The following is a 25,558-nucleotide window of genomic DNA, read 5'->3' as shown; positions in this document are numbered from 1 at the left end:
CGATACCAGGACGGCACAGCCGAAACTGACATCGGTGTCAGGATTCGACGCGGTGAGCGGCCCGGCCGCGCGCAGTGATCGCTATTTGCTCTCCAGACGCCACGCGCCGTCCCAGCCCGGCGCCGGCGGATTTTGCCGAAAGCTCTCGACGCGCGCCTTCAGGGCGAGCGATGGTCCGTCGCCGGGGACGGCTTCCAGCGCGGCGACGAAGGCGCGCGCCGCGTCGTCCCAGCTGCGTGCGCGGTACGCCGCGAGGCCTTCCGCATAGTGCTGGCACAGCAGCGTTTGCGCCGGCGTCAGGGCGTCCTTCTGGCCCATGATCTCGAATACGGTCTGCGGCTGGGTCTGGCCGACCACGATCAGCCGGTCGATCTCGCGCAGCGCGATGGTATCGGCGCAGCCGGCGGCGGTGGCTTCCGAGATCAGGCTGCGGCTGCCGTAATATTTGTTGGCGCCCTCCAGCCGCGAGGCGAGGTTCACGGTGTCGCCGAGCACGGTGTAGCTCATCATGAATTCGGAGCCGATGCTGCCGACCAGCGCTTCGCCGGTGGCGATGCCGATGCGGACGTCGCAGTCGGTCGGGATCGCGCGCACGCCGAGCAGCTCGGGCAGATCCTTGCGCAGCTGGGCGACGCGCCCGGTCATGTCGATCGCGGCGAGCGCGGCGAGATGGGTCTGCTCGTTTTCCTCGACAAACGGCGCGCCCCAATAGGCCATGATGGCATCGCCGATATATTTGTCGATGATGCCGCGATGGGCGTGGATCGGCTCCGACATGGTCGAGAGATAGAGGTTCATGATCTTGACCAGGCCGCGCGGCGTCACGCCTTCGCTCAAGGACGTAAAGCCCTTCATGTCGCAGAACATCACCGTCATGACGCGGCGCTGTCCTTCGGTGGCGGCGATCGCCGGCTGGTCGAGCAGGCCTTCGGCGATCCGCGGATTGATGTAGCGGCCGAAGGTTTCGCGGATGCGCTGGTTGTTGCGCAGCGTCTCGATCATCCGGTTGAAGGCGGCCGAGAGCTGGCCGATCTCGTCCTGGGTCGTGATGGTGATGCTGCCGTCGAGCTTGCCGGCCTCGACCGCGCGGGTGCCTTCCAGGAGCCGCATCACCGGTCCGGTGATGCCGCTGCCGACCAGCATCGCGAACACGAAGCCGAGGATCGCGGCGATGCCGGTGACGACGGCCGAGACGATGATGGCGTTCTGCTGGGCGCCCATTACCGTCGCCGCGGCGGCGGCGACCTGGGCCAGCATGTCGGAGCGGATGGCGTCGACCCTGGTGTTGAACTCGTCGCGCAGCACGTCCGCGCGCAGCGAGGTCTGGCGCGCGGCGGCAATGTCCTTGGCCTCGATCTGCTCGAGCAAGGTCTTGTTCTCGGCGTTCAGCCGCACCAGGAGATCGTTGACCGCGTTGTCGATGCGGTCATCGAGGCGCCCGAGCGCCGCATTGTCCGACGGCGTCGAGGGATCGGCGATGATCGCGTCGATGAGTTGGCGCGCGGCATCGGCCTCGTGCTTGATCAGGGGCTCGATCTCCTCGAAGGATTTCCGCGCGGTCTCGTAGCTGGCGTCTTCCGCCGGCCCCTGCATCTTCGCCATCATCATCCGCCGCATCGCCAGCGAGCGCTCCAGCGCGCGGACATTGACGCGGGCGAGATGGCCGTAGGCGGGGATATAGCGGTTAGTGAGTTCGTCGAGCAGATGGCCGACGCGGCCCGCCATCACCATCGACAGCAGCGAGGTCACGACCGCGAGGATGATCAGCCCCGCGGCGATGCCGACGATCTTCTGCCTGATCGAGCTTCGAAACATGCCCCTGCGCCAGCCCGGCCGCGGATGCCAACTGCGGGAAGGCGACCCGTCATCCCGGCGGACCAGCTAATAGAGTTCCACGGCGCGCCGCGCAAGCGCGCCGCCGGAAGCAGGACGGGGCAGGGCGAGGGCCTCAAGACTTCCGCGTATGTCCCCAGGCCTCATCCCAGTCCTGGCCGCTGGCATCGACCACGCGGCCGTCGGCCTCGAAGAACTTGTTCGGTACCTGGAAGATCGCGAGCATCAGGCCGCCTTGCGGACACCAGGCGACATGGCGGCTGCCGGCCTCGCGCCAGATGAACTCGCCGGCGCCGCAAATCATGCCCTCGGCCGGGCCTTCCTTGTCGACGAGGGCGCCTTCGAGCACAAAAGTCTGCTCGATATTGACATGCTCATGATCGGGCAGCACCGCGCCCGGCGCGAAGCGCATCAGGGCGGTCATCAATCCGGTCTTGCGATCGAACAGCAGCGTCTTGGCCTCGCAGCCCGGGAAGCGGGTCTGCTGCCATTCCATCTCCTGCGGGCGAACGATATGGGAATGCGTGTCGGCACGCTGCGGCGTCACGGCGTCCATGCGATGATGCTCCGTCCTCGTGAACGGTGGATCGTAGCATCATCGTGGGTAGGCGTCTCTCGCTAGCTCAGGCCCTCATAGACGGTGAAGCCGCGCGCGATGGCGAGCTTTCGCAGTGCACGCGGCACGAACCGCTCCGGCGGATGCAGATAGCGCCATGAGGTCAGCGTCAGGTCGCGCAGCGCCGTGGCATCGTCCTCGAACGGGGCGAGCAGGCCGGTCAGGCTCGCCGGCACATGGACGCGCGCGGTGAAGGGCAGCAGCAGCAATTCGAGATGCGCCTTGGCGCCGCTCCCGGTGGTCGCGGTCACGCCGGCGATCGCCGGCAGCCTCTCCTCCGCAACGCAGGTGATGATGTCGTCGACCTCGCGACGGCTGGCGCCGCTGAACATGGCGGAGAAGCTTCGCCCCTTGAGGTCGCAGCCGAGCAGGGCGGAGGTGCGGGTGCCGGCGACGCGGAACGGGTAACCGGCCTCGCCGTCATACGACAGCACGAAAATGTCAGCCAGCAGCTCGCGCACCGCTGACGGTTCGAACTCGCTCCGGTCGGGTGCGCGCGCAGGGCCGCGCTTCGCATTCCAGTAAGCGAAAAACGCGCGGCTGGACGAGTGTTTCATCTAAAGAACCTTGCCCGGCGCCTGTCTCACCACGACACATCTGTCCCGGTTCCGCTCAAACGCCTTCCCTTCTCTGTTGTGCAGGGAAGGCATTGCAGCGTCCATGCCGGGGGCGCGTTTTCGGCGCGTTATCGACGGTTTTGCGCTGTTAACGTAAATTTAACTATAGGCTTGGCGACCGCGGCCGGCCCGCGTAGGGTCCCGCGCATTCCCGTTCGCGCCGGCTGCCCCAAGCGCCGGCGTCGCACGTTTACAGGTGGCGTCAAACAGTTTGGTCGTCGCGCGGGGAGGGGTGGGGATGCACCCCCGATCCCTCAGGGGCGCGAGAAGATCAGCAGAGTCGGGAGGGGTGTTCTCAGCGCCCCTCCCTTTTTCTTTTTGGTTCTGTCACACGGGCACGTCGCGTCATCGACCGCTGCGTACGAATGCAGGGGATCGGCGATTGCCGCGCTGTCGTGAGCGGCATGCGCGGATGCCTGCACCGACCTCGATTGTGCGCCAGCGAAGCGAACCGGGCGGGACGATGCGAGCCGGGCAGCCGCAATCGGCCGCGCTTCTGCGGCTGCCGCGGGTTGATGAAACGGGCCATCCTCTCAGGACGTGCTGCAACGCACCCGCAAACGCAGCTCCGCTCGCCCTCAGCCGCCGCGGCCCAAACTCTTTTCCCGATTGTGCACTTGCACAGCGCCGCCAAAGCCGCCTATCTGAGGCTTATTCCGCATGCGAGGTCGTCGGCCCCTTGGACTCCCATCCCGAATCCCCGATCGCCCCGCCGCCGGAGGCGCCGCGCGAGCCGATCCTGACCTTGCCGCCGGCGCTCACCGCCTACATCGTGTTGATTGCGGTGATCCATCTGCGGGTGCTGCTGCCGCCCGAGCTCGAGAATTGGACCATCGACGTCTTCGGCTTCATCCCGAAGCGCTACGATTCGACGCTGCTCGACGTCACCTTTCCAGGCGGCGACGGCGCCAAGGTCTGGACCTTCGTCACCTATTCGCTGCTGCACGCCAATCTCACCCATATCGGCTTCAACGTGCTCTGGCTGTTGCCGTTCGGCAGCGCGCTGGCACGGCGTTTTGGCGCGGTGCGCTTCTTCGTCTTCATGGCGGTGACGGCGGCCGCCGGCGCGCTCGCGCATCTGTTGACCCATGAGCACGCCATCGCACCGATGATCGGCGCATCGGCGTCGGTGTCGGGCACGATGGCGGCGGCGATCCGCTTTGCCTTCGTCCGCGGCAGCTTCCTGTCGTTCAGCCGGGGCGATGCCGACGCGGCGGCCCGGGTGCCAGCGCTGTCATTGTCGCGCGCGCTGCGCAACGGGCGCGTGCTGGCCTTCCTGGCGATCTGGTTCGGCGTCAACATCGTGTTCGGCGTCGGCTCGCTGGCGATCGGCGGCGACAATGTCAGTGTCGCCTGGCAGGCGCATATCGGCGGCTTCCTGGCCGGGCTCGTGCTGTTCTCGCTGTTCGATCCGGTGCCGCGCGCGCGGGATGATGCTGCAGATGCGTCATCGGTGGACCAGTCCGGCCGCGTCTGAACGCCGCTTGCGGCTCACGGCGAATTCCTCCATCATCCTTACAACGCGAGATGAAACCGGCTGAGACATACAGCCCCGCTGTCAACCGCGCCCCGGAACCGAAATCGGCGCGGAACTGTTGATTGAAGACTCTGGCGAACAGGTTCGATCCCCGCGCAAGGGGACGCGATCGGATTCAGGGAGACGACAATGACGGTACGCTCCATTCTCGATACCAAGGGCCACCAGATCATGAGCGTCGAGCCGAGCGCAAAGCTTTCGGCTGCGGTCAAGCTGCTCGGCGAACGCAAGATCGGCGCGGTGCTGGTGATGGATCAGGGCCGGATTGAAGGCATCCTCTCGGAGCGCGACGTCGTGCGCGTGCTCGGGGAACGCGGCGCCGGCGCGCTGGACGAGCCGGTCAGCGCGGTGATGACGCGGAAGGTCGTGAGCTGCCGCGAGTCCGACACGGTCAGCGGCATCATGGAGATGATGACCACCGGCAAATTCCGCCATCTGCCCGTGGTCGAGGACGGCAAGGTGGTCGGGCTGATCTCGATCGGCGATATCGTCAAGTGGCGCGTGCAGGAATACGAGCTCGAGCAGGAAGCGCTGCGCGACTACATCAAGACGGCCTGATTCTATTTGCCCGCGCTGCCGTTGCCGGTGGACGGCGGCACCAGGATATCGATCGCTTCCTCGATCGCGCCGATGGCGCGCTCGGCCGCGCGGATGCCATGCGCGATCAGGTCGTCGGCTCGGTGGAAGTCGAACCAGCCGATCTGGCCGACGCGCGGCGAAATCAGCATGTCCGGCGGATCGCCGGCGAGGCGCGCGCGGGTGATGCGGTCCTGCATGATGTTGAAGGCGTCGACCATGACGCTGGAGATGCCGGGCCGGGTCGCGCTGCCGAAGAACTCGCGCTTGACGGTGCGCTCGGCGGAGAAGAAGCGGCCGAACCGGCGTTTCGGCGGCTCGGGTTCGATCTCGGCCTCGGCGGTCACCGCCACCGTCACTTCGGGGGCCGGCGCTGCCGCACCGTGATTGTAGATCGTGGTCGAGTGCGCGAACACGTCGCTGGAGAGGTTGGCGGCGATCACGATCTCGGCGCCGAGCGCGCGCGCCGCCGACACCGGCACCGGATTGACCAGCGCGCCGTCGACCAGCCAGCGGTCGCCGATCAGGACCGGCGCGAAGATGCCGGGCAGGGCGTAGGAGGCGCGCATGGCGTCGACCACGCGGCCGTGGGTCAGCCAGATCTCGTGGCCGGTGCGCACTTCGGTCGCGACGCTGGCGAATTTGACCGTCAGATCCTCGATCAGGATCTGGCCCAGCGCCGCCTCGATCTCGGCGGCGAGCTTGGCGCCGCGGATCAGGCCGGAGCCGTTGAGGCGGATGTCGAGATAGCCGAGCACGCTGCGCGGCTGCAGGCTGCGGGCCCATTGCTCCAGCGTCTCGATATGCCCGGCGGCATAGGCGCCGCCGACCACCGAGCCGATCGAGGTGCCGACGACGACGTTGGGGACGATGCCGTGGGCGAGCAGGGTCTTGATGATGCCGATATGGGCAAAGCCGCGCGCGGCCCCGCCGCCAAGCGCGAGCCCGATCACCGGGCGGCGGACCGGTCCCAGTCCGACCTTGTCGGGGCCGTCGGAGCTCTTGTGGCCTCGGCCCATCCAGCTATCCAACACGACAAATCTCCTGCCAGCACGAGATTAGGCCTCGCAGCGCGGCTCCGCTACACTTGCCCATCTTCATGGTTAGTCCTGAAGGCATGATTCAGGCCACTGACCGCCGTAGGTAGGGATTGTGACTGGACCGCGACGTGGAGCTAACATCCGCTTGATCGGCGGGTTCCTGGCGGGGGACGGCTGCATCCCGGCCGTCACCAAGGCTTGAATTTGCCGCGTTTTCGTTGAAAAGCATGACGATGACTTCCAGGGGCGGCAATGGCATCGGCGGATGCGGGCGGGGCAGGCGGCTGCTTCCGCTCATTGCGCTTGCCGCCATGGCACTCGCCCTGATCCCTACTTCCGCGTCAGCTCAATGGTTTAGCGACCGGCCACCGCCGGTTCCGCCGGCCTCGGTCCCCGAGGCGCCGTCCGCCCCGGCGCTCAATCTGGCGCCGCCCTCCGGGGCCGGATCCGCACCGACCTTGCCGGGCCCGCTGAGCCAGCCGACCATCGTCCAGCCGTCGATCGCCACGGTCCCGCCGGCGCCGCCGCCGCCCGGCACCCCGACCTCGGCCCAGGCCGTGCTCTCGCTGACGGCGAAATACGGCAAGGACCTGCCCGCGATCAATGGCGGACTGGTGTGGCGGGTGTTCGCCGACAAGCCGGACGAGAACGGTACCTTCAAGCTGATCCGCGAGGACCGCGGGGCGACGCCCAACATCGTGCTGCCGCCGGGCAATTACGTCGTCCATGTCGCGCTTGGCCTGGTCAGCGCGGTGCGCGCCGTCAGCTTGAAGTCGGAGACCGACCGCGAGTCCTTCGTGCTGCCGGCCGGCGGCCTGCGGATCGAGGGCCGGGTCGGCGGCAGCAAGATCCCCGGCAACCAGATCTCGTTTGCGATTTTCAAGGGCAGCCAGTTCGACGGCTCGGACCGCGGTGCGCTGGTGCCCAACGTCGCCGCCGGCGACGTCGCGCTGCTGCCGGAAGGCACCTACTACATCGTCTCCAACTACGGCGACGCCAACTCGGTGGTGCGCTCCGATATCCGCGTCACCGCCGGCAAGCTGACCGACGTCACCGTTACCCATCGCGCCGCCGTCATCACGCTGAAGCTGGTCGGCGAGAAGGGTGGCGAAGCGCTCGCCAACACCGCATGGTCGGTGATCACGCCGGGCGGCGACGTCATCAAGGAATCGATCGGCGCGTTCCCGCGCGTCGTGCTCTCGGAAGGCGAGTATCGCGCCATCGCCAAGAACGAGGGCAAGGTGTTCGAGCGGCCCTTCAACGTCGTCAACGGCGTCGACGGCGAGGTCGAGGTCATCGCGCGCTGACAGCGGCAGCCGCTGCATTTCATGCAACTGTCATAGTCGCTAAGACCGACGAACCATCACACCAATTTCTGCCGTCATAATCGCTCGCCGATGCGCGGAACTGGGCCTTTTTTACATGGCGTTAAGCGGGGTTGACTTGGATGCCGCGGGGACAAGCGCGGCGCGATCGGGTCGAACCATCGTCGCGCTCTAACTTCTGCCTGAGCATTATCGTCCGGGAAGCTGCTTCGCACTTTTCCGGATCATGCTCCGGCGCTTGCGTGAACGGGGCGTGCCATGGCGATGGCCAACAAGAAATCAGCAAAGACATCGGCCAAATTCAATTCCGAGATGTTCGCTGACGTGCCGGTTCTGCAGCGCAAGTGGCAGGCGGCGGTGCGTCCCGGCGAGAAGCTGCCGCAATATGAAGACGTGATGCTCGGCAGCCTCGGCCGTCTTGCGGATCATATCGTGCTGCTGCGCGACGTCGACGGCGTGCTGCGCGTCTCGCAACCCGGCCGCTACATCCAGACCTGGTTGAACGACGAGCGCTGGGACATTCCGCTCGGCGCGCTGCCGCCGGACTGCGCCACCGCGCTGACCGAAGCTGCGGCGAACGCGCGCCAGAACTGCCGGCCCTATCTCGCCTTGGCGCATTGCGTGCGCGACGGCCTGGTGCGGACCTATGACGTGCTGGCGCTGCCGACGCGCTCGCGCTGGGGCGGCGTGCTGGTCGGCGTCTACGTCAACGAGCGCAACGCGCAGTACAATCTCTTGGACACGATCTTCTCCGCCACCGACGAGGGCGTGCTGTCGCTCGCCGCGATCCGCGATGCGCGGGGTGAGCCGGCCGACTTCCAGATCGTCCATCTCAACCAGGGCGCCGCACGGCTGTTGATGCAGCCCGCGACCGAACTGCTGTGGCGCCGGCTCGGCGCCGGCGGCAACCCGCTCGCGGCGCCCGACGTGATCGGCCGGCTGCGCGCATTCGTCGGCGGCGGTCCCGGCGGACAGTTCGAGATCGACAGCGGCGATCGCTGTCTGCGGCTCGGCGTCACCGCGTTCGGCGACATGCTGTCGCTGACGGTCTCCGACGTCACCGCGCTGAAGCAGCGCGAGGTGTCGTTCCGCCTGCTGTTCGAGAACAACCCGATGCCGATGTGGGTGTTCGACGCCGACACCATGGCGTTCCTGAGCGTCAACGACGCTGCCGTGCAGCACTATGGCTACGCCCGCGAAAAATTCCTCGGCATGACGTTGCGCGAGATCTGGCCGGAGGATGAATGGGCGGTGCACAGCGCTGCGCTCCGGCAGATCGGCGACGTCTATCAATCCAGCCGCGACTGGCGGCACGTCCGCGCCGACGGCACCGAGATCCATGTGCTGACCTTCGGGCGCAAGGTGACCTTCGATGGCAGTGACGGCTATCTGGTCGCGGTGGTCGACATCACCGAGCGTCGCGCCGCCGAGGCGCGGATCGCCCACATGGCGCACCATGACGGGCTGACCAACCTGCCGAACCGCGACTTCTACCAGGAGCGCCTCGGCGCGGCGCTGGAGCGCGGCCGCTCCGGCAACAAGCGCGTTGCCGTGATGTGCGTCGACCTCGACCTGTTCAAGAACGTCAACGACTCCTTCGGCCATCCGATGGGCGACCGGCTGCTCAAGCAGGTCGCGGAGCGGCTGCGCGCGGAGGTCCGGGGCGACAATGTAGCCGCCCGTCTCGGCGGCGACGAATTTGCGATCGTGCTCGCGGCCGACGTGTCGCCGAAGGACGCCAGCGCCTTCGCGGAACGGCTGATCGAGGTCCTGAGCGCGCCCTATGACATCGACGGGCTCGAGGTCGTGGTCGGCGCCAGCATCGGGATCGCACTGTCGCCCGGCGACGGCACGACGTCGGAAGAACTGATGCGCAATGCCGACATGGCGCTGTACCGCGCCAAGTCCGAGGCCGGCGGCACGCATCATTTCTTCGAACCCGAGATGGACCAGCAGGCGCAGAAGCGCCGCGACATGGAGCGCGACCTGCGCGCGGCCTTCTCTAATGGCGAGTTCGAGCTGCACTACCAGCCGCTGGTCGATATCGCGGCCGACCGCATCAGTGGGTTCGAGTCGCTCTTGCGCTGGCGACACCCGCAGAAGGGCATGGTGTCGCCGGCGGAGTTCATCCCGGTCGCCGAAGACATCGGCCTGATCGTGGCCCTCGGCGAATGGGTGCTTCGCGAGGCCTGTGCGGAGGCGATGAAGTGGCCCGCCGACGTCAAGATCGCGGTCAACCTGTCGCCGGTCCAGTTCCGCAGCCGCAACCTGGTCCAGGCGGTGATCTCGGCGCTGGCGCATTCCGGCCTGCCGGCGCGGCGGCTTGAACTGGAGATCACCGAGTCGGTGTTTCTGGCGGAGACCGAGGCCAACCTTGCGATCCTGCATCAGCTGCGCGAGCTCGGCGTCAGCATCTCGATGGATGATTTCGGCACCGGCTATTCCAGCCTGAGCTATCTGCGCAGCTTTCCGTTCGACAAGATCAAGATCGACCGCTCGTTCGTGAAGGACCTGGCGCGGCGCTCCGATTGCGTCGCGATCGTGCGCGCGATCTCCGGCCTCGGCCGCAGCCTCAAGATCACCACGACGGCGGAGGGTGTCGAGACCGTCGACCAGCTCGACTGGCTGCGCGCCGAAGGCTGCAACGAGGTGCAGGGCTTTCTGTTCAGCGCGGCGAAGCCGGGGAGTGAGATCGCGGCGCTGCTGACCGGCTTTGCCAAGCGCGCATCGAAGGCGGCTTGACGGTTCCCACGCCCGTCATGGCCGGGCTTGACCCGGCCATCCATCTTCTTTTGCAAGAATCTCTTGTCTCGATGGATTGCCGGATCAAGCCCGGCAATGACACCGCAGATGCGGCCCTATCCCCGTCATTGCGAGCGAAGCGAAGCAATCCATCGTGCGGCATGCGCGGAAGCATGGATTGCTTCGTCGCTTCAGCGCAAATTGCTCTGCAATTTTGTTGCGAGCTCCTCGCAACGACGGGCCGCAATCACCGGCGCTCGTAGCGCAGGGCTCTTCCGGGGCGATCCCAAACTGCGGTAGCTTGACGGGAAAGCCGCCCGCAGGCGCGTGCCAAATCCCGCTCGTTTTTCAAGGCAGCGCTGGTGCTATCGGCAATAGGCGCCTTCCAAAGGCTCGTTGAGCTGCAAGTGCATTTGTGACCGGCATTTTCAAATAGTTTGTACGGAGGAACAACATGAATCGGTGCAACATACTGAGTGTCTCCGCGACCATCGCATTGGGACTTGCCTTGCTCGGCAGCACTGCCGGGACTATCGCCGGAGCCGCCGAGATCAGGCTTCTAAGCGCTGTGGCTTTGCATCCGGCAATTGACGCGCTGATACCCGATTTTGAAAAGATCTCGGGACACAAAATAACGGTCGCCTACGGAACCGCGGGTGCTGTCGCGGACCGTGTTCAAAAGGGTGAAGCTGCCGATATTGTAATAAGCTCTGCGCCAATGATCGACCGACTTCAAGCACAAGGCAAGGTCATCGCCGGCGAGCGCGTCATCTTCGCGAAGGTTGGTGTTGGTGCATTTGTGCGCAAGGGCGCCGCGAAGCCCGATATCAGCTCAGCCGACGCGTTCAAACGCGCGGTGTTAGCCGCAGCATCGATTACTTACCCTGATCCGGCGGGTGGGGGTGCCAGCGGCATCTATGTGGACGGCCTACTCGAACGTTTGGGCATCGCTGCGGAAATGAAGCCCAAGACCAAGCTGCTGCCACCAACGGAAAAGCTGTATGGAAGCGTCGCCAGCGGCGACGTCGAGATCGGATTCAATCAAATCAGCGAAATATTGGCTCAACCAACCGTCGAGCTCGCTGGCCCGTTGCCGTCAGCGATTCAGAACTACACTCAATTCGCCCCTGGCATCGTGACCGGTAGCACTCGCGCTGACGCAGCAAGAGCGCTGGTCGCGTTCCTTTCCTCGCCTCGCGCCGAGAGCGTCCTGAAAGCAAAGGGGTTCGAATAGGACGCGTGCGGCGAAACCTCGCTGCCGACTATCTTCCGATCGCATCACCGGCGAATTTGAGCCACGGCCGGGGCGAAGTCCGAATGGGTCATGCGGGCTACGATGCCATCCCCGTCATTGCGAGCGAAGCGAAGCAATCCATCGTGCGGCATGCGCGGAAGCGTGGATTGCTTCGTCGCTATCGCTCCTCGCAATGACGGACCGCAATCACCAGCGCTCGTAGCTCGGGTGAGCGCAACGACACCCGGGGTGAAGGTCCCGCATATCGCTGAGCCTGCCATCGGGCGCGTGTTCGCGCGACCCGTTGGCTCATACGGGCTACAGCGCCCCCACGTTCTAAAACCGCGTGACGATATCCGACAGCGCGGGGCGCGGGCGGTCTTCGCTCGGCTTGGTCGGGGTGCCGATGTGGATCAGGCCGGCGAGCTTTTCGTCCGGCTTCAGGCCGAGGCCGTCGAGCACGTCGCGGTCGAAGGCGAACCAGCCGGTCAGCCAGCAGGCGCCGTAGCCGAGCGCGGTTGCTGCGGTGACGATGTTCATCGCGCTCGCGCCGGCCGACAATTCCTGCTCCCACGGCGGCACCTTCGGGTGCGGCCTGGTGAACGACACCACGCCGATCACCAGCGGCGCATCGGTCAGGCGCTTCTTCTCGACCTCGATGTCGGCCGCCGGCGCGCCGGGGTTCTTCCGCGCGAACACTTTTGCGATGACGTCGCCGGCCCGCGCGCGGGCGTCGCCCTCGAACACGATGAAGCGCCACGGCGCGAGCTTGCCGTGGTCGGGCACCCGCGCGCCGATCGTCAAAATGGTCTCGAGCTCGGCCGCCGACGGGCCGGGGGAGGTCATCTCGCGCGGTTTCATCGAGCGGCGGGTCTTCAGAAGTTCAATGGCATCGGGCACGGAAATGTCCTCAGGGAATGATGGCCGTGCCCTCGAGATAGGGGCACGGCCGGGCCGGTGAAAGCCTTCTTTAGACCGATTGTGAGGATCAGGCGGCCGCCCGCGCCCGCTTCACGTCCGGCGGCGTCGCCTCATCCACCAGCGCGGCGAGCGCCTCCTCGGTCGGCATCACGGTCTGCCGCTCGCTGCCGAGCCGGCGGACCGAGACCGAATGGGTCTCGGCCTCCTTCTTGCCGACGACAAGCAGGGCCGGGATCTTGGCCAGCGAGTGCTCGCGGACCTTGTAGTTGATCTTCTCGTTGCGCAGGTCGATCTCGACCCGCAGGCCGGCCCGCCGCGCGGCGGCGGCCACTACCTTGGCGTACTCGTCGCCCTCGGAGGTGATGGTGGTGACGACGACTTGCGTCGGCGCCAGCCAGAGCGGGAAGTTGCCCGCATAGTGCTCGATCAAAATGCCGATGAAGCGCTCCATCGAGCCGCAGATCGCGCGGTGCACCATAACAGGCACCTTCTTCGAGCCGTCATGGTCGATGTAGAACGCGCCGAAACGTTCCGGCAGGTTGAAGTCGACCTGGGTGGTGCCGCACTGCCAGTCGCGGCCGATGGCGTCGCGCAGCACGTATTCGAACTTCGGCCCGTAGAACGCGCCTTCGCCCGGATTGATCTCGGTCTTGATACGGTTGCTGCCGCTGGCCTTGATCTCGGACAGCACGGTTGCCATCACGCGCTCGGCGTGATCCCACATTTCGTCGGTGCCGACCCGCTTCTCGGGCCGCGTCGACAGCTTGACGGTGAGCTCGCCCTCGAAGCCGAAATCGGCGTAGGTCGACAGGATCAGATCGTTGATCTTGAGGCACTCGTCGGCGAGCTGCTGCTCGGTGCAGAACACATGCGCGTCGTCCTGGGTGAAGCCGCGCACGCGCATCAGGCCGTGCATCGCGCCGGAAGCTTCGTAGCGATGCACCACGCCGAACTCGGCGAGCCGCAGCGGCAGGTCGCGGTAGCTCTTCAGGCCGTGCTTGAAGATCTGCACGTGGCCCGGGCAGTTCATCGGCTTCAGCGCGAACCAGCGCTTGTCCTCGGCCTCGTCGCCGGCGGACTGCGCGGCGAACATGTTCTCGCGGTACCAGTCCCAGTGGCCCGAGGTCTCCCACAGCACCTTGTCGAGGATCTGCGGCGCGTTGACCTCGTCATAGTCGCCGGTCAGCCGCCGCCGCATATAGGCGATCAGCTGCTGGAAGATGGTCCAGCCCTTCGGGTGCCAGAACACCACGCCCGGGCCTTCCTCCTGGAAATGGAACAGGTCGAGCTCGCGGCCGAGCTTGCGGTGGTCGCGCTTCTCGGCCTCCTCGATCTGCTTGAGATAGGCGTCGAGGTCCTCCTGCCTGGCGAACGCCGTGCCGTAGATCCGGGTCAGCATCGGATTGTTCGAATCACCGCGCCAATAGGCGCCCGCGACCTTCATCAGGCGGAAGGCGTTGCCGACCTTGCCGGTCGAGGTCATGTGCGGGCCGCGGCACAGATCGAACCAGTCGCCCTGGAAGTAGATCTTGATCGGCTCGTCGCCGGGAATGGCGTCGACCAGCTCGACCTTGAAGGCCTCGCCCTTGTCGCGGAACACCTGTTTTGTCTTTTCGCGATCCCAGACCTCTTTGGTGAACGGCTTGTCGCGCGCGATGATCTCGCGCATCCGCTTCTCGATCGCGGTAAAATCCTCCGGGGTGAACGGCTCGTTGCGGAAGAAGTCGTAATAGAAGCCGTTCTCGATCACCGGGCCGATCGTGACCTGGGTGCCCGGCCACAGCGACTGCACCGCTTCCGCCAGCACATGCGCGGCGTCGTGCCGGATCAGCTCGAGCGCGCGCGGATCCTCGCGGTTGATCAGCTCGATCCTGGCGTCCTGCTCGATCGGATCGTTGAGGTCGGCGAGCACACCGTCCAGCGCCATCGCGACGGTGCGCTTGGCGAGCGAGGGCGAGATGCCCTTGGCGATGTCGAGGCCGGTGGTTCCGCGGGCGAATTCGCGCGTCGCCCCATCCGGAAAGGTGAGGGCGATCTTGTGCACGGGTTCTGCGGGCTTGAGGTTGGAGAGGCTGTACTGGAATCCGGACTCGGATTTGGGCGTATCGGGCATCAAGGGCTCCTGTGGCTCACTCCTGCGAACGAACGCAGGTAAGCGGAAAGCAGCGGTATAGCAGGGGATTCGACGCCTGCAATCCGGCAATATCAAGAAATTCGGCCTGCGCGGGCGGCTGCATCGCATGCGACCTGCCGTTGCGGCTGCGCCGCGCGTCGTCTAACGTCCGGCCGCCATTTTCCGCGGTTCGCGATCAGCAAATTTCATGTTTGGCCGTCTCCTGTTTTTCGTGGGTTTGCTGTCGATCTCCGGCGCGTTGCGGGCGCAGGAGACGCCTGCCGAGAAGGTCGAATTTGCCCCGAAGCTGACGATCTACCTCGCCAAGGGCACTGCGAACGCCTGCGGCGCCGGCTGCGATCGCTGGATCGCAATCGAAGGCGAGATCGATCGCGGCGCCGCGGCGCGGATCCGCAGCTTCCTCGCCAAGGTCAAGGACACGCAACGGCCGATCTATCTCTATTCGCCGGGCGGCAATGTCGAGCAGTCCTACGCCATCGCGCGGCTGCTCCGCGCCCGCAAGGCGATTGCCCGGGTCGGCCGGACCATCGTCGGCGCCTGCGCCACGGGCACGCAGGTCGACGCCAAATGCCTGACGATCAAGAATGCCGTCGGCGAGGTCGAGGCCGAGCTCACCACCCGCAACGCGATGTGCAATTCCGCTTGCGGCTATCTGTTCCTCGGCGCTGTCAGCCGCGAGGTGGCGCCGGATGCCGTCATTGCCGTGCATAATTCGAGGCTGACCTTCACGGTGCACGGACATCCGCCGCCGGAGATCGTGGCGGCGTACCGGCAGCGTCAGCTCGTGACCGCCGATCGCGATCGCGCCGCCTTCGTCGCGGCGATGGGGATCAAGCGTGAGCTCAACGATCTGATCAAGACGGTGAAGTTCGAAAGCATGCACGTGCTGACGCGGCCGGAGCTGTATCGCTTCGGGATCGACACAAGGCCGTTGCCGGAGACGATGTGGACCCTGGAAAAGGTCGCGCGGCCCTACGTGCGCAAGATCGCGCTGGAGAAGCGCGGCGACGGCGCCGCGTTCCGGATGCTGGAGTGGCGGTTGTTCTGCGAGACCAGGGAGCGGGCGCGGCTGATGTTCGTGCGCGAGTTCGACGAGGGCACAGTGGGCAAGAGCACGGTGGCGATGATGGCCGGCACCGGCAAGACCGTGGCGTTCGGCAGACTGGCGGTGCGGCTCGGCAAATACGAGGTGTGGAGCGATGCGGTGACGCCGGACACCGTTAAGGCGATGCTGGCGGAGCCTCATCTGCAGGTCGACGAAAGCACGCAAGGTTCCGACGGCAAGCCGAATCCGGCGACGTTCGACATCGACACCACCGGTCTCGAGCCGGCGTGGACGCAACTGATGACGTCGTGCCCGGCGGCGCCGGCCGCCGCAAAGCCGTCGACCGCGTCGCCGGCGGCGGCGCCGCCGAGCGCCATTGCAACGCCCTCGAGCGCCAGCGCCGCGCCATCCGGCGGCCGGGCGGCGCCGGGTGAAACGCCGTCGCCGTGAGCGCAAGGGGCGCGATCCGGCCGGCGGCCATGCATTTAGATGCAGTTGCATCGAACTTGCGGTCTGCTACCAACGCCGGGTGAAACGCTTCGCTCCCACCGCCCTGATGCTCGGCAACACCGTCACCGGTTGCTCGGTGATGGCGCCGGCGGGCATGCTCGCGGAACTGTCCGGCGGCCTCGGCGTCACCATTCATGCCGCGGGCCTTTTGATCACCTTTGGCGCGATCGTGCTGTGCGTGGGCTCGCCGGTGACGGCGTGGCTGACCAGCCGGATCGAGCGGCGCACGCTGCTCACGGTGACGCTGCTGGTGCTGGCGCTGACCAACGCCGTCTCCGCCGTCGCGCCCGACTACGCCAGTCTGCTGATCATCCGCTTGGTGATGCTCGCGATCGGCGTGCTCTACACGCCGCAGGCGGCGGGCACCGCGGCGCTGATCGTGCCGGTGGAGAAGCGCGGCAGCACCATCGCCTACATCTTCCTCGGCTGGTCGCTCGCCGCAGCGGTCGGGCTGCCGCTGATCACCTTCATCGCCAGCCGCTATGGATTCCGCACGGCGTATGGCGCGGTCGCGCTGACCGGCTTCATCAGCGTCGCGCTGCTGTGGTGGCGGTTGCCGGGTGGCTTGCAGGGCGTGCCGGTCGACTTGCGGACCTGGCTCGATCTCGGCCGCAACCGCATGATCGTCCTGTTGCTCGCGATCACGACGCTGCAGATGTCCGGCCAGTTCGTGGTGTTCACCTTCATGGGGCCGCTGCTCGCCAAGCTCACCGGCGCGAGCTCTGACGCCATCGGCATTGTGTTCGCGCTCTACGGTATCTGCGGCTTCGTCGGCATCATGATCGCAACGCGGATCGTCGACACCTGGGGCGCCTGGCGGACCTCGGTGCTGTTCACCGGACTGCTGCTGGCCGGCGTCGCCGGCTGGGCCGTGAGCGCCGGCGTCTATGGGCTGATGGCGGTCTCTGTCGCGCTGTGGGGGCTCGGCTTTGCATCGACCAATTCGATGCAGCAGGTGCGCCTCGTCGCTGCAGCGCCGCCGTTTGCGTCGGCGTCGGTCTCGCTCAACACCTCGGTGCTCTATGTCGGCCAGGCCGTCGGCTCGGCGATCGGCGGCTTGCTGTTCGCGCGCGAGTGGCTGCACAGCGCGGGCTACGTCGCAGCCGCTTTCGTTGCCGTGGCCCTGACGATCGTGATCATCACGCGGCCGCGCCGCACCGCGCGTGCCGTCGCGGCCGAGTAAATCAATCGGCGATCCGCGTCATCACCGCCTTGAAGTTCACGCCGGGCATCTGCAGCGCCTCGCCTTCGAAGTCGACCATGCCGCCGTTCCCCAAAAAATCGTCGTCCCAATATCAGCACCCTATGGTGCACACGCGAGGCAAACAATGCCGCGCATTGCAAATCGTTCGATCATCAACACAGCAATTTTTGTGCAACCCCGAGGCAGCGTCCACGGCGCTGAATGCGCGATCAGCGGCTCGCCGCTGCAGGGGCGCTCGCCAGCCGCGTCAGCGCCGGCGTTGCCGCCATCTTGGTCAGCACTTCCTTGATCGGCAGCTCGGTCCAGGCCTGGGTCACGTAGCTGCGATGGGTGATGCCGTCGCGCGTCTGCACGAATACCACGCTACCGGGATGCAGCGGACCCTGCATGCTCTCGCTGACCGTGATGCCCTTGTCGCGCAGCATCGACATCAGCTCGCGGTCGCGCTGCCTGGTGTAGCGCGTATAGGACGAGATGAAGAAGCCGGTGCGGTTCTTCTCGATCCAGGAAGCGAACTTGTCGAGCTCGCCATAGACGGCGTCGAGCAGCACCACGCCGCGGACCCGATCGGTGGCGCCGCCGACCGCGAGACTCCAGGCGGTCGGCAGGAAGCCGCCGCTGTAGCCGACGATCACCACCGGCATGTTGGAAAACGTCTGCGCGGATTTGGGATCGCCGTAGAGGCGGGCGAGGTGGGTGGCGGATTCGTCGAGGAAGCGCTTGAGGCCGCCCGCCTGCCAGAACTTGCCGGCGCTGGAGTCGGCGGCATCGACCGCCATTTGCGGCGCAAGCAGCACGGCGTTGAGCCCGGACTCGGTGATCTGCTGCGGCACCAGCTGGCGGTCGCGCACGTCGCGCTCCAGCGTCGCGCCGTTGCCGTGGAAGAACACCACGATCACGCCCGGCTTGCCGGCGTCAAAGCTTTCCGGCACGTGCACCAGCACGCGGCTGTCGTTGTAGGTCTCGTTCTGCCAGTAGACGCGGCCGGAGAGGCTGCGGTGGCCGCGGCGCTCTCCCTTGCCGACGTTGAGGAACGGGACGTCGTTGCGCGGATTGTTGCCGAAATACGGGAAGGCTGACGATTTCATGCTGACCAGCGTGGTCAGCTCATCACGCTCGGTCGCGCGCGGCAGCGTCAGGGTCGGCGAGATCGAGGCGAGGCGGACCGGCGAGGCCGCGGCCTTGGGCGCCGGCGCAGCCGGGGCCGGCGCGAGCGCGACGGTCCGCTGATACGGCGCAAAACTTTCCTTCTCGGTCGGAAAGCGATCGCTGAATTGCGGTGCCGGGAAGCGATCCTCGAAGCTGTCGCCGCCGGTCGCTCCGGTCACTTGGGAATTGGCCGCGACCATCTCGGCGTTCGGCGCCTTGCCGCAGTGGGCGAGCGGCAGCGCAAGCGGGAGCAGGATCGCGGCGGCGAGGATCCGGCGCGACCGAGCAAATCGTGGCGCGGAGGGTGCTATCACCCCGCGCGCACAATCATCGCCGTCGAATTTCGGTTGCGCCCCGACCATCCACCCGTTGCCTTGACCCCACCGGCAAACGACGCATTTGAGCTTGTCGGTGTTGAGGTCACGTTAAGCTTCCGGAAGCTTTCCCCACATCCGGAAGGCATTATGAAACCATCCAATCGTGTCTTGATTGTGGGAGGGCTGTCCCGTTTGCGATCCAGGCCTTTGTTAGACTCGGTGGCCTGATCGGATTGTGGTATCTTGGCACCTCTCAACGTCCAGATTTAAACCCTTGTTAACACTGCTTGAATTGCGCGGCGTGAGCCTGCACGATGGGCGCTCCGGCGCGCGGCGGCTTGAGGGGACGGTCGATGGCGGCATCACACACCGAAAGCGCGGCGCTGCGCGGCCCGTTTCCCGGCACCGGCTCGACCGTTTCGGTCCTGACCGCGACCGCCATCGTCGTCGCCGACATGGTCGGGGTCGGCGTCTTCACCAGCCTCGGCTTTCAGGTCAAGGACATCCCCTCCGGCTTCTCGATCCTGCTGCTGTGGACGGTCGGCGGCATCGTCGCGCTGTGCGGCGTGTTCTCCTATGGCGAACTCGGCGCGATGTTTCCGCGCTCGAGCGGCGAGTACAATTTCCTCGGCCGCGCCTATCATCCGGCGTTCGGCTTCGTCGCCGGCTGGGTTTCGGCGACGGTCGGCTTTGCCGCACCGGTCGCGCTGGCGGCGATGGCGTTCGGCGAGTATGGCCGCGCGATCCTTCCCGATGCGCCGCCGCTACTGCTCGCGATCGGTGTGGTGTGGCTGGTCTCGATCGTCCAGCTCACCGGGGTGAAGCATTCCTCGACCTTCCAGCTGATCGCGACGGTCCTCAAGGTGGTGCTGATCGTCGGCTTCCTGGTCACCGGCTTCGTGATCGCGACGCCGCAGCCGACCTCGTTCGCACCGACATCGGCCGCGCTCGGCCAGGTCTTGAGCGCGCCGTTCGCGATCAGCCTGGTGTTCGTGATGTATTCGTTCTCGGGCTGGAATGCCGCGACCTACATCATCGGCGAGATGCGGATGCCGGAACGCAATCTGCCGCGCGCGATGCTGACGGGCACGCTGATCGTGCTGGTGCTCTACGTGGCGCTCAACGCGGTGTTCCTGCACACCGCGCCGATCGACAAGCTCGCCGGCCAACTCGACGTCGCCCGCATCTCCGGCAGCTACATCTTCGGCGAGGTCGGCGGCCGCATCGTCGGCGCGATGATCTGCGTCGGGCTGATCTCCTCGATCTCCGCGATGATGTGGATCGGCCCGCGCGTGATGATGACGATGGGCGAGGACATCCCGGCGCTACAGCTGTTCGCGCGGCGCTCGAGCCGCGGCGCGCCGGTCCCTGCCATCCTGTTTCAGCTTGCGGTGGCCAGCGTGATGCTGCTCACACGCAGCTTCGAGGCGGTGCTCGATTTCATCCAGTTCGCGCTGCTGTTCTGTTCGTTCTTTGCGGTGGCGGGCGTGATCAAGCTGCGCATCACCCATCCCGACCTGCCGCGTCCGTACCGGGCCTGGGGATACCCGATCACACCGCTGGTTTTCCTGCTCGTGACCGCCTTCATGATGTACTATCTTCTGACGCAACGCCCGCTGCAGTCGGCGCTTGGTACCTTGATCATGGTTTCCGGCCTTGTGATTTACGCGATCTTCCGCAAGCGGCCCGATCATCCCAGAAGCGAACGCCCGGGTAGTGAATGACATGCCATTGTTTGTGAGGATGTTGACGCTGGCAGCAAGCCTGCTGCTGGCTGCGCCGGCGGCGCGCGCCGCCGAGGTGACGGCCGACGATACGGCACGCTTTCTCGCCGGCATGGCGCCGTCGGCGGAGTCGCCGCTGACGCCGTTGACCAAGAGCCCGGCCTGGCAGCGTCACGCAAGATTTTTCGACTCGGCCTTCGGCCAGCTCGAGCAGCGGCAATTGTCGAAGATCCGCGCCTGGTCCGACGCCAATCTCGCCGCGCCGAAGCCGACCATGTTCTACATGTTCTCGGGTCCCGACTTCCTCTACGCCGACGCGTTCTACGGCAAGGCGACCACCTATGTGCTGAGCGCGCTGGAGCCGCCCGGCAACGTTGCCGACCTGACCAGACTGCCGCCCGGCGGCCTCAGTGCGGCGCTCGCCAATGTCGAACATTCGCTGCAGTCGATCCTGAGCTTCTCGTTCTTCATCACCAAGAACATGAAGACCGACCTGCATGCCAGCCAGGTCGGCGGCACCTTGCCGATCCTCTATGTGTTCCTGGCGCGCTCCGGCAAGACGGTGCGTGACGTCAAGCCGGTCACGCTCGACGACAACGGCACCTTGGCCGTCGGCACCGACGTGTCGGCGCGCAGCAATGCGCGCGGCATCCGCATCCTGTTTGCCGGGCCCGACCGGGTGGAGAAGACGCTGTACTACTTCTCGACCGATCTCTCCAATTCCGGCGTCAAGGCGAGCGGCTTCCTCAAGTTTTGCGCGACGCTGGCGCCAGGCAACAGCCTGATCAAGAGCGCGTCCTATCTGATGCACGGCGGCAATTTCACCACGGTGCGCAACTTCATCCTCGCCAACAGCGCGACCATCATCCAGGACGATTCCGGAATTCCGCTGACCTACTACAATGCGAAGAAGTGGCGCTTCTTCCCGTTCGGCCGCTATCTCGGTCCGATCGACAAGTTTCCCGGCCGCTATCAGGCATCCTACGCGCAGCTGTTCAGCCGGGCGCAGCCGATCGATTTCGGCATCGGCTATCGCTGGCGCACCCATGAATCCAATGTGCTGCTGTCGGTGAAATTGCCCGATGACGGCACCGGCGCCGCGGAGGCCGCGGCCGCGCCCGAGGAGATTGCGCCGGCGCCGCCGCCAAGGCCGCGGCCGCGCAAGCCGCGTCCGCTCCCGCCACCGCCGTTCTGGTTCTGGCGTTAGCGAGCGCCCGTAGTCCGGATGCAGCGAAGCGAAACCCGGGGCCGGTTGCGCCACGGACCCCCACCTCCCCTTGAAAAGGGGAGATCGCTTTGCTCGCAGAGCAAAGCGGGTGGGGATCTGCTCTCTCCATGGACACCGTCGCCTGCGGCTGACCCCCATCCCGACCTTCCCCCTTTCAGGGGGAAGGAGAAGACCGGTAGTCCGGATGCAGTGAAGCGCAATCCGGGGCCGGTTGCGCCACGGACCCCCACCTCCCCTTGAAAAGGGGAGGTCGCTTTGCTCGCAGAGCAAAGCGGGTGGGGATCTGCTCTCTCCATGGACACCGTCGCCTGCGGCTGACCCCCATCCCGACCTTCCCCCTTTCAGGGGAAGGAGAAGACCATAGCCCGGATGCGCGTCTCACCACTTCACGCTCTGGCTCGGCACGATGAATGCTGTGGTGTTCGGCTTGCCCGGGTCGTGGATGAAGTAGGCGTAGGCGGCAACGATCAGGACGAGGAGCGCAAGCACGGCCAGCAGATCGATCTGCCGGGGATCGTGCCCATTGTGGCTGATTTTCCAGCGCATTGTTGTTTCCTCCCCAAAGGGGCAACACGACAATGCGGCAGCTTCGCCACAGTTCCGCGCAGCAGCAATGCGCGCTCATCCATTCTCGTTGACGCCGCGCCAGCGGCCATAGCGCCAGGGCAGGTACCAGCGCGCACCTGGCGGCCTGGTCTGCGGCACGTTGTCGATTCCCGACGTGCCGAACGGGTGGCAGCGCAGCAGCCGCGCCAGGGTCATCCAGCCGCCACCCCACAATCCGAAGCGCTCGATCGCCTCATCGCCATAGACCGAGCAGGTCGGCAGGTGCCGGCAGTTGTAGCCGACCAGCGGCGACAGCGTGTGGCGGTAGATCCAGATCAGCGCGCGGCCGAAATTGCGCGGCAGGCGGCGCACGAAGCTGGCACACTCCATGCATCCGTTGATGCATCGAGAAGGATGTGACGTTGGATGATCTGTCGGCAGCATGATCCCACTATGTACGTAGTCTTGCGGGGGTTCCAAGCCAAGGAACTCAGTTGCTGCAGATATTTACGCCACAGTTCGCAATTATCGCAGTGCACCGGTAGCGCTGCAGCAAGCGGTCCTATGGACGGTTCGCCTTGGCAACGCTACCGTTCCAGCAACGCGCAGATGACAGAATCATGGCGCGCTGACATGGGGCCATTGCCACCGCCGCTCGCGACCTTTGACTCGCGAAGTGGGGCTTGGGGGAAGGAACCAACTTGACGTTTCTGAGATCGCTTTCATTGCCCGGCTGGGCGCTGCTCGGCGCCGTTGCGATTTGCATCGCAGGTTCCGGCACGGTCACGACGCTGGGCAGTCAGGCGCGCGCAGGCTCGACCCTCGAGGAGCGCAAGCTGCCGATGAAGTTCAGCTGGGTCGCCTGCCAGCCGAATTGCCGGGGCTGGGTGTCGGCGGTCGGCATCATCACCGCCGACAGCCCGAAGGAATTCGACGAATTCGCCCGCGGCCGCCAGCTCAATGGCGCCACCATCGTGCTCGATTCCTCCGGCGGTTCCGTCAACGACGCGATCGCGCTCGGCCGCCGCTTCCGCAGCCTGGGCGCGCTGACCACGGTCGGCACCAGCGTCGTCAGCCAGGCCGGGCCGGGCGACCGCGCCGGCGTGATGCCGGAGGCCTATTGTGAGTCGATGTGCGTGTTCCTGCTGCTGTCGGGCAAGACCCGCTACGTGCCGCCAGCCGCCCATGTCCGCGTTCACCAGATCTGGATGGGCGACCGCGCCGACGACGCGCGGGCCGCAAGCTACACCGCGCAGGACCTGATGATCGTCGAGCGCGACATCGGCCGGCTCGCCAAATACACGTTTGATATGGGCGGGGCAGGCGAGCTGCTCGCGCTCGCGCTCAGCGTGCCGCCGTGGGAGGATCTGCACGAATTGTCGGCCGACGAATTGCGGCTGACCAATCTCGTCACCACGGATGCGGTCGCCGACGTGCTGCCGCGCAAGGACGACGCCACTCCCGTCGCCGACGCCAAGCCGAAGGACCGCGACCGCTTCGTGAGCAGCGCGGCGGACGGCGAGGCCCAGCCGCAGCCGGTGCGGGCGACCAAGACCGCCGAGGTCGTGGCGACCGGCGGCACCGCGCCGCCGCCGCCGGCACCGGGGCAGCCGGCCAATCATTGATTGTCGTTGCGGAGCGCGCAGCGAAACGCCGCCCCGTTGGATCATTGGGTCGGGGTGTCTTCCCATACGATTACGGGAAAGAATGGCACGAACTGCACTTTGCGTGGTTGCCGCCTTGTCAAAGGTTGAGCGCCTTGTATTGAGGCGCACGTCATGTCCGAAGTTATTTCCAGCGCGGGCATCGTCGTACTCGGACTTTGTCCGGTCGCATTAACAGCCGTCGCTCTATTCATTTGATGGAAGTCCACCTGCCCAGTTGCGCCACTCGGGTCGGTAGAGCCTCAGCAACTGCCCCTGCACAGGCCCCCTAATGTTGCTGGGGTCGCATAGGGAAGGCCGCTTCATCAGCGGCCTTTCTGCTGCCATCTCCGGCAGTGTTGTTCCGGAGCGCGTAGCGAGAGTAGCGAGCAGCCCGCATGAGCACAGCGACATGCGCAAACCGGTGAACCCTGCACATCGCTCCGCTGATGCGGGCTACGCTTTCTGCGTTTGCCGCACGCACGGCATCGAGTGGCATAGAACCTGCACTTCGTTTTTGTGCTGGGAATTTCAGTGTCCCAGTTCGGGAATAAAGCACCGCTGAGTGCGTTTTGAAACTGAAGGTGCATTTTGCGGGTCACCGGCTGGTCTGAACGGTCCCACACAACGGCATCTGGAAATTCCGAAGAGCACGTCATTTTGAGGGAAGATGTTGAGCCAAGCACCTCCACGACAGGCCAGGTTCGTCGTTCGGACAGGAGGCACCGGCTGGATGGTTTACGACCGGGAGCGCAAGGGGCCGGCGTTTTTAAAGAACGCCGGCTTTGCCGAGAAACTGACGAAGGAGCAGGCCGAACAACTAAAGCAGACGCTGACGGACGCCGTCACACCAACGAATACGGGCAAGCCTCGGCCGTGAATGGCGCGTGGATTCGCCAAAGACAGCTTCCGTCTGCGGTCGCTCAATCGTGTGGAAGACGCTATGGGATTTGAAGATCGCGATTTCGAGCCGGTGTGATCAGCGCCTTTCGTGAGGGTGCTTGTCGATATTCGCCTTTGCCTCGGCGATGGCTTGCTGCCTGCTCTGATACGTCACGGTCCGGATGATTTGGCCTCCCGCGGGCGGCGTGATCTCGACGAAGAAGCCGCCGCCGGGCTGTTCGATGACCGCCAGCTGGTGACTTTGGTACTCAAGCTCGTCCGGCATCGTTTCTTTCCTGCTGGCGTCCGACCGCCATCGGCAATGAGGGCGCTGCACCAAAGCCAGGCTCGTCATGTACCGAGACAGCCCCAGCTCCGGGGGGCTTAGGGGCATTGAAGAGCCGGGGCCATCCCAGGTCGGGGGCGGCGGGCACCCGACCGTTCCAACGGCGGCCCGCCGCGGACGTTCCAAACGGGCGGGAACCGGTGCTTGAGGGCTTTCGGAGCCGGAACGTCGCTTATCCCGCTTTCGGCCGTTGCTGATGTTGACCGCCCTCAGGTGTCCAAAATCATGTCGCGAGAGTGCCAAGCTGCCGTCCCACCCACAACTGTCATCGCCCGGCCTGTGCGCAATTGCGCACATGGACCGGGCGATCCAGTACGCCGCGGCCTCTCGGCTCAATCACTGCCGTCTCTGGAATACTGGATCACCCGCATGCGCGGGTGATGACACCG

21 protein-coding genes are annotated in these 25,558 nt (G+C 65.7%); 11 read left to right on the top strand and 10 right to left on the bottom strand.

Features of this window, described 5'->3' with window-relative positions; translation table 11 throughout:
- Positions 1 to 81: 81 nt before the first annotated feature.
- The 3 genes from CI41S_RS04845 to CI41S_RS04835 form a co-directional block, all read right to left on the bottom strand.
- Positions 82 to 1,815, bottom strand: coding sequence for an adenylate/guanylate cyclase domain-containing protein (locus tag CI41S_RS04845; RefSeq protein ID WP_139857647.1), 1,734 nt, complete (start codon positions 1,813 to 1,815; stop codon positions 82 to 84).
- 133 nt (positions 1,816 to 1,948) lie between these two features.
- Positions 1,949 to 2,389 carry a cupin domain-containing protein gene (locus tag CI41S_RS04840; RefSeq protein ID WP_139857646.1) on the bottom strand — a complete coding sequence of 147 codons (441 nt, stop codon included), beginning with the start codon at positions 2,387 to 2,389 and terminating at the stop codon, positions 1,949 to 1,951.
- A 62-nt stretch (positions 2,390 to 2,451) separates the two neighbouring features.
- Positions 2,452 to 3,006, bottom strand: coding sequence for a PAS domain-containing protein (locus CI41S_RS04835; protein ID WP_139857645.1), 555 nt, complete (start codon positions 3,004 to 3,006; stop codon positions 2,452 to 2,454).
- Between the two features lie 739 nt (positions 3,007 to 3,745).
- On the opposite strand from CI41S_RS04835, the gene CI41S_RS04830 reads away from it, so the two are divergent.
- Entirely contained in the window at positions 3,746 to 4,543 is a 798-nt protein-coding gene (locus tag CI41S_RS04830; RefSeq protein ID WP_139857644.1) for a rhomboid family intramembrane serine protease, read from the top strand.
- Between the two features lie 189 nt (positions 4,544 to 4,732).
- Positions 4,733 to 5,161, top strand: coding sequence for a CBS domain-containing protein (locus tag CI41S_RS04825; RefSeq protein WP_139484558.1), 429 nt, complete (start codon positions 4,733 to 4,735; stop codon positions 5,159 to 5,161).
- Positions 5,162 to 5,163: 2 nt separating this feature from the next.
- On the opposite strand, the gene CI41S_RS04820 is transcribed toward CI41S_RS04825, so the two are convergent.
- Positions 5,164 to 6,213, bottom strand: a complete 1,050-nt coding sequence (locus CI41S_RS04820; RefSeq protein ID WP_139857643.1) for a patatin-like phospholipase family protein — start codon at positions 6,211 to 6,213, stop codon at positions 5,164 to 5,166.
- Positions 6,214 to 6,452: 239 nt separating this feature from the next.
- Here CI41S_RS04820 and CI41S_RS04815 point away from each other — a divergent pair, with 239 nt between their 5' ends.
- From CI41S_RS04815 to CI41S_RS04800, 3 genes are all read left to right on the top strand, one after another.
- On the top strand, positions 6,453 to 7,526 hold the full coding sequence (locus tag CI41S_RS04815; protein WP_430649995.1) for a hypothetical protein: 1,074 nt from the start codon (positions 6,453 to 6,455) through the stop codon (positions 7,524 to 7,526).
- 276 nt (positions 7,527 to 7,802) lie between these two features.
- Positions 7,803 to 10,286 carry a putative bifunctional diguanylate cyclase/phosphodiesterase gene (locus CI41S_RS04810; RefSeq protein WP_139857641.1) on the top strand — a complete coding sequence of 828 codons (2,484 nt, stop codon included), beginning with the start codon at positions 7,803 to 7,805 and terminating at the stop codon, positions 10,284 to 10,286.
- A gap of 454 nt (positions 10,287 to 10,740) precedes the next feature.
- Entirely contained in the window at positions 10,741 to 11,520 is a 780-nt protein-coding gene (locus tag CI41S_RS04800) for a molybdate ABC transporter substrate-binding protein (protein WP_139857639.1), read from the top strand.
- Positions 11,521 to 11,856: 336 nt separating this feature from the next.
- Here CI41S_RS04800 and CI41S_RS04790 read toward each other — a convergent pair whose 3' ends face one another.
- Together CI41S_RS04790 and thrS are read right to left on the bottom strand one after the other, a co-directional pair.
- Complete coding sequence (locus tag CI41S_RS04790; protein WP_139484565.1) at positions 11,857 to 12,420, bottom strand: nitroreductase family protein; 564 nt, start codon at positions 12,418 to 12,420, stop codon at positions 11,857 to 11,859.
- 88 nt (positions 12,421 to 12,508) lie between these two features.
- Positions 12,509 to 14,554: a threonine--tRNA ligase gene (thrS, locus tag CI41S_RS04785; RefSeq protein ID WP_139857637.1), complete on the bottom strand. Its 2,046-nt coding sequence runs from the start codon at positions 14,552 to 14,554 to the stop codon at positions 12,509 to 12,511.
- Positions 14,555 to 14,762: 208 nt separating this feature from the next.
- Here thrS and CI41S_RS04780 point away from each other — a divergent pair, with 208 nt between their 5' ends.
- On the top strand, positions 14,763 to 16,070 hold the full coding sequence (locus CI41S_RS04780; RefSeq protein ID WP_139857636.1) for a COG3904 family protein: 1,308 nt from the start codon (positions 14,763 to 14,765) through the stop codon (positions 16,068 to 16,070).
- A 106-nt stretch (positions 16,071 to 16,176) separates the two neighbouring features.
- Positions 16,177 to 17,313 carry an MFS transporter gene (locus tag CI41S_RS04775; protein WP_139858567.1) on the top strand — a complete coding sequence of 379 codons (1,137 nt, stop codon included), beginning with the start codon at positions 16,177 to 16,179 and terminating at the stop codon, positions 17,311 to 17,313.
- A 230-nt stretch (positions 17,314 to 17,543) separates the two neighbouring features.
- Here CI41S_RS04775 and CI41S_RS04770 read toward each other — a convergent pair whose 3' ends face one another.
- Complete coding sequence (locus CI41S_RS04770) at positions 17,544 to 18,845, bottom strand: alpha/beta hydrolase (protein WP_430649994.1); 1,302 nt, start codon at positions 18,843 to 18,845, stop codon at positions 17,544 to 17,546.
- Positions 18,846 to 19,153: 308 nt separating this feature from the next.
- Here CI41S_RS04770 and CI41S_RS04765 point away from each other — a divergent pair, with 308 nt between their 5' ends.
- Both CI41S_RS04765 and CI41S_RS04760 read left to right on the top strand, forming a co-directional pair.
- Positions 19,154 to 20,524 (top strand): APC family permease, encoded by a 1,371-nt coding sequence (locus tag CI41S_RS04765; RefSeq protein ID WP_139857634.1) that lies wholly within the window; start codon positions 19,154 to 19,156, stop codon positions 20,522 to 20,524.
- A 1-nt stretch (position 20,525) separates the two neighbouring features.
- A complete protein-coding gene (locus CI41S_RS04760) occupies positions 20,526 to 21,731 on the top strand; it encodes a hypothetical protein (RefSeq protein ID WP_139857633.1) in 1,206 nt (401 codons plus the stop codon).
- Between the two features lie 399 nt (positions 21,732 to 22,130).
- Here CI41S_RS04760 and CI41S_RS43290 read toward each other — a convergent pair whose 3' ends face one another.
- Together CI41S_RS43290 and yidD are read right to left on the bottom strand one after the other, a co-directional pair.
- Complete coding sequence (locus tag CI41S_RS43290) at positions 22,131 to 22,298, bottom strand: hypothetical protein (protein ID WP_172626989.1); 168 nt, start codon at positions 22,296 to 22,298, stop codon at positions 22,131 to 22,133.
- A gap of 75 nt (positions 22,299 to 22,373) precedes the next feature.
- Positions 22,374 to 22,688, bottom strand: a complete 315-nt coding sequence (gene yidD / locus CI41S_RS04755) for a membrane protein insertion efficiency factor YidD (RefSeq protein ID WP_139484570.1) — start codon at positions 22,686 to 22,688, stop codon at positions 22,374 to 22,376.
- A gap of 311 nt (positions 22,689 to 22,999) precedes the next feature.
- On the opposite strand from yidD, the gene CI41S_RS04750 reads away from it, so the two are divergent.
- Both CI41S_RS04750 and CI41S_RS04745 read left to right on the top strand, forming a co-directional pair.
- On the top strand, positions 23,000 to 23,923 hold the full coding sequence (locus CI41S_RS04750) for a COG3904 family protein (protein ID WP_172627916.1): 924 nt from the start codon (positions 23,000 to 23,002) through the stop codon (positions 23,921 to 23,923).
- A gap of 751 nt (positions 23,924 to 24,674) precedes the next feature.
- The gene (locus tag CI41S_RS04745) at positions 24,675 to 24,821 is read left to right on the top strand and encodes a hypothetical protein (protein WP_244626405.1); all 147 of its coding nucleotides are present in this window, start codon (positions 24,675 to 24,677) and stop codon (positions 24,819 to 24,821) included.
- Positions 24,822 to 24,920: 99 nt separating this feature from the next.
- On the opposite strand, the gene CI41S_RS04740 is transcribed toward CI41S_RS04745, so the two are convergent.
- Positions 24,921 to 25,109 (bottom strand): hypothetical protein, encoded by a 189-nt coding sequence (locus tag CI41S_RS04740; RefSeq protein ID WP_139484572.1) that lies wholly within the window; start codon positions 25,107 to 25,109, stop codon positions 24,921 to 24,923.
- Positions 25,110 to 25,558 lie beyond the last annotated feature (449 nt).

The organism is Bradyrhizobium ivorense (assembly GCF_900696085.1).
GTDB lineage: Bacteria > Pseudomonadota > Alphaproteobacteria > Rhizobiales > Xanthobacteraceae > Bradyrhizobium > Bradyrhizobium ivorense.
The sequence above is the reverse complement of the archived record's forward strand: the minus strand, read 5'-3'. Positions and strand labels throughout refer to the sequence as shown.